A 3092-nucleotide genomic window follows, 5' to 3' on the forward strand; every position below is an offset into this window, starting at 1 on the left:
ACAGCACCCTGGAAAAAGCCATCCTCCACGCCCTACACCAACACCTCGACGAACTCCTCCAACCACCACCACCCTTCTGAGGCGGGAGGGAGTGCGAGCCCGAGATGATTCCGCGGCGACCTCAGACGAAGCGGCGGCTGACCTTCTCCGGAAGCAGCGTGAGCAGCGGGCCGATCGCCTTCCACGGCTTGGCCGGGACGAGCGCGCGGACAGGCTCCGCATCGATCGTCTTGACCAGCGCATCGACGCCTTCGTCGAACTCCGTCATCAGCGCCGTCTTCACCGATCGGTTGATGTCCGTCCGGATGTAACCGGGCAGGATGTCCGTCACCTTGATGCGGCTGCCGGCGCTGTCGAGCTCGGCGTACATCCCCTGCGCCAGGGCCGAGACGAACGCCTTGGTGGCGCCGTACGTGTTCTGCGCCTTGGGCATCCCCCGCAGCGAGCTCACCGACGAGATGAACACCAAGTGTCCCTCACCGCGGGCGAGCAGCAGCTCAGTCGCCGCCTCGGCCTGGTTGAGAGTGCCGATCACGTTCACCATCGCGGTCTCGCGATTGGCGTGCGCCTTGCCCGTGCCGATCGAAGCTCCCTTGCCCAGCCCGGCATTGAGCACGAACCGGTCGATCCCGCCGAGCTCCGCGTCCAGCTCGCCGAAGACCCGCTCCACCGCATCCGCGTCGGCCACGTCGAGCTCGCGAACGGCGACGGTGATCGACGGATTGGCGGCCACCAGCTCGGCGCGCAGCTCCTCGAGGCGGTCGAGACGCCGCGCGCACAGTGCCAGGTTCTTCCCCTGCGCCGCCCAGCGGCGGGCCATACCCTCGCCGAGTCCGGAGCTGGCGCCGGTGATCAGGATCGTCTTGCGGTCGGTCACGAGTTCTCCTCCGTTGGCGATGCGCCCAGTGTGGCACGTCGCGGCTGGCAGGACGGGCAACGGTACGCGATGCGATCGAGCGAATCGCTCGGCTCGTCGGGGTTCGCGAGGCCGCCGAGGCGGAAGGTCTCCACCTCGGTCCCACACCGTCGGCACGGCTTGCCGTCGCGGCCGTACACCCACAACTCGCGGCCGCGCCGGGTCTCGCCCGTGGTCACCCGGACGACACGGTCGGCGTTGGCCACCAACATCTTGCGCGCGAGCCTCACCATCGCCGGGAGATCCCGGACCGTCTCGACGGGATCGCGCGGGTCCACTCCCCGCACGAAGCATAACTCGGCGCGGTAGACGGTGCCGATGCCCGCGAGGTTGCGCTGGTCGAGGAGCGCCTCGCCGATAGTGCGGGTGGGACGTTCCTCGATGCGTCGCACGACCTCGGCGACGCTGGCCGCCGGATCCCAGTCGGCACCGAGGAGGTCGGGCCCGAGGTGCTCGACGGCCTCGTCGGCTTCGGCAGGCGACAGGGCGCGCAGGAACCCGAGTTCGGTCCCCACCACCTCGACGTCGCCCGCGCGCAGCACGAGGCGGGCGGTATGCGCGGGGAACCGCCACCGCTCCCCGGCGCGGAGCACGAGGACCCGGCCCTCCATCTTGAGGTGGAGGTGGAGGGTGACCGGGTCACGCCCCTGGTCGTCCGGTCCGATGTCGACGAAGAGGTGCTTGCCCCGCGACCGGGCCGACTTCACGGTCCTCCCGCGCAGGTCGACCGCGGCGAACCTCGGCACCCGGAGCTCGGCCCTGTCCAGGGACCGCCCGGCGAGTGCGGTGTGGACCCGCGCGGCCGCGCGGTGGACCGTGTCACCCTCGGGCACGGCTCACCACCCCAGTTCGCGGCAGCCGCCGACGCCGGCGGTCTCGATCTGCACGGTCACGTGCTCGATCCCGTGCTCGTCGAACAGGACACGTCGGGCGTCGTTAAGCACCTCGGCGTGGTCCGCGTCCGGGGCGACGACCAGGTGGACGGTCCCCACGTCCATCCCGGACGTGAGGGTCCAGAGATGGAGGTCGTGCACCTCCTTCACGTCGCGCAGGTCACCGAGCCGGGCTTCGACCGCGGCGGGCTCGACACCGTCCGGGGCGTGCTGGGCGAGGACGGCGAGCACCTGCCGGCCGAGCGCCACCGCGCGGACCACGATGAACACAGCGATCCCCACGGCCACCACGAGGTCCCAGACCGTCGATCCGGTGGCGCGTATCAGCAGCGCGGCAGCGATCACCCCGACGGACCCGGCGGCGTCGGCGAGGACCTCGAGGTAGGCGCCCCGTACCGCGAGGCTCTCGTCGGAACCGCCGCGGAGCAGCAGGAGGGAGGTGACGTTGACGACCAGGCCGAGCACGCCGACGAGGAGCATCGTCCCGGTGGCGACGGGCGCATCGGAGCCGACGCGGCCGAACGCCTCGACCAGGACGTACACGCCCATTCCGAGCATGATGAGCACAGCGAGACCGGAGGCGAAGATCTCCACGCGATACCGGCCGAACGTCCGCCGACCGGTGTGGTCGGGGCGGGTGGCGATGATCGTCGCGAGAAAAGCCGCGCCGAGCGCGACGACGTCGGCCCCCATGTGACCGGCGTCAGAGAGCAGGGCGAGGGAGCCGGAGAGCAGGCCGGCGACCAGTTCGACGACGAAGAACGCCGCCGTCAGCGCGAACGCGATTGCCAGCCTGGCGCGATGGCGTCCACCGGCATGTCCGGCGGGGCGGACGTGGGTGTGCCCCGGGCCGTGACCGCCGCGCGTGCCGTGCGCGTGACCGACTCCCATCCGACGACCCCCTCTGACATATGCACCAATGCGCATATTCTAACTAATCGGGTGGAGGGTCTCAAGGGCGTCAGCGCCGGATACGCAGTCCCTTGGGAGTGATGCCGAAGCCGGCGGCCTCGAACGCGGCTGCGTGTGGCGAACCGTGCACGGGCTCGCCACCCAGCGTGGTGACGGTCAACGGCCCGACCGCTCCCGAGCGGACGGCGTCGACGAGCGCACCGGCGGCGAGAGGTACCGCACCGGTGCGGTCGTCGAAGACGAGGACGGTGCGCCCGCCCCGTTCGACGAACAGCACGCAGATCCCGTCGACCAACACCACGAGAGCGCCGGCCTTCCGGCCGGGCCGGTGACCCGAACCGCCCACGCCTGCCGCGTCGCCTCCGCCCGCC

4 protein-coding genes are annotated in these 3092 nt (G+C 70.9%); all 4 read right to left on the reverse strand.

Translation table 11 applies throughout. The annotated features are described in order from the left end of the window. Positions 1-121: 121 nt before the first annotated feature. Complete coding sequence (locus G6030_RS14700; RefSeq protein ID WP_182643628.1) at positions 122-877, reverse strand: SDR family oxidoreductase; 756 nt, start codon at positions 875-877, stop codon at positions 122-124. Next, positions 874-1749 carry a DNA-formamidopyrimidine glycosylase family protein gene (locus G6030_RS14705; RefSeq protein WP_063971924.1) on the reverse strand — a complete coding sequence of 292 codons (876 nt, stop codon included), beginning with the start codon at positions 1747-1749 and terminating at the stop codon, positions 874-876. The genes G6030_RS14700 and G6030_RS14705 overlap by 4 nt, the downstream gene beginning before the upstream one ends. Before the next feature lie 3 nt (positions 1750-1752). Beyond that, positions 1753-2700, reverse strand: a complete 948-nt coding sequence (locus G6030_RS14710; protein ID WP_182643629.1) for a cation diffusion facilitator family transporter — start codon at positions 2698-2700, stop codon at positions 1753-1755. Positions 2701-2770: 70 nt separating this feature from the next. Next, on the reverse strand, positions 2771-3092 hold a 322-nt coding region (locus tag G6030_RS14715), incomplete at its 5' end, for a hypothetical protein (RefSeq protein WP_182643630.1).

The sequence above is a fragment of the Dietzia sp. E1 genome, from assembly GCF_014145015.1.
GTDB lineage: Bacteria > Actinomycetota > Actinomycetes > Mycobacteriales > Mycobacteriaceae > Dietzia > Dietzia cinnamea_A.

Bases quoted from the DNA above. Each gene is read 5' to 3' on its own strand.
- G6030_RS14710 (WP_182643629.1), bottom strand. From the start codon at position 2,700: ATGGGAGTCGGTCACGCGCACGGCACGCGCGGCGGTCACGGCCCGGGG.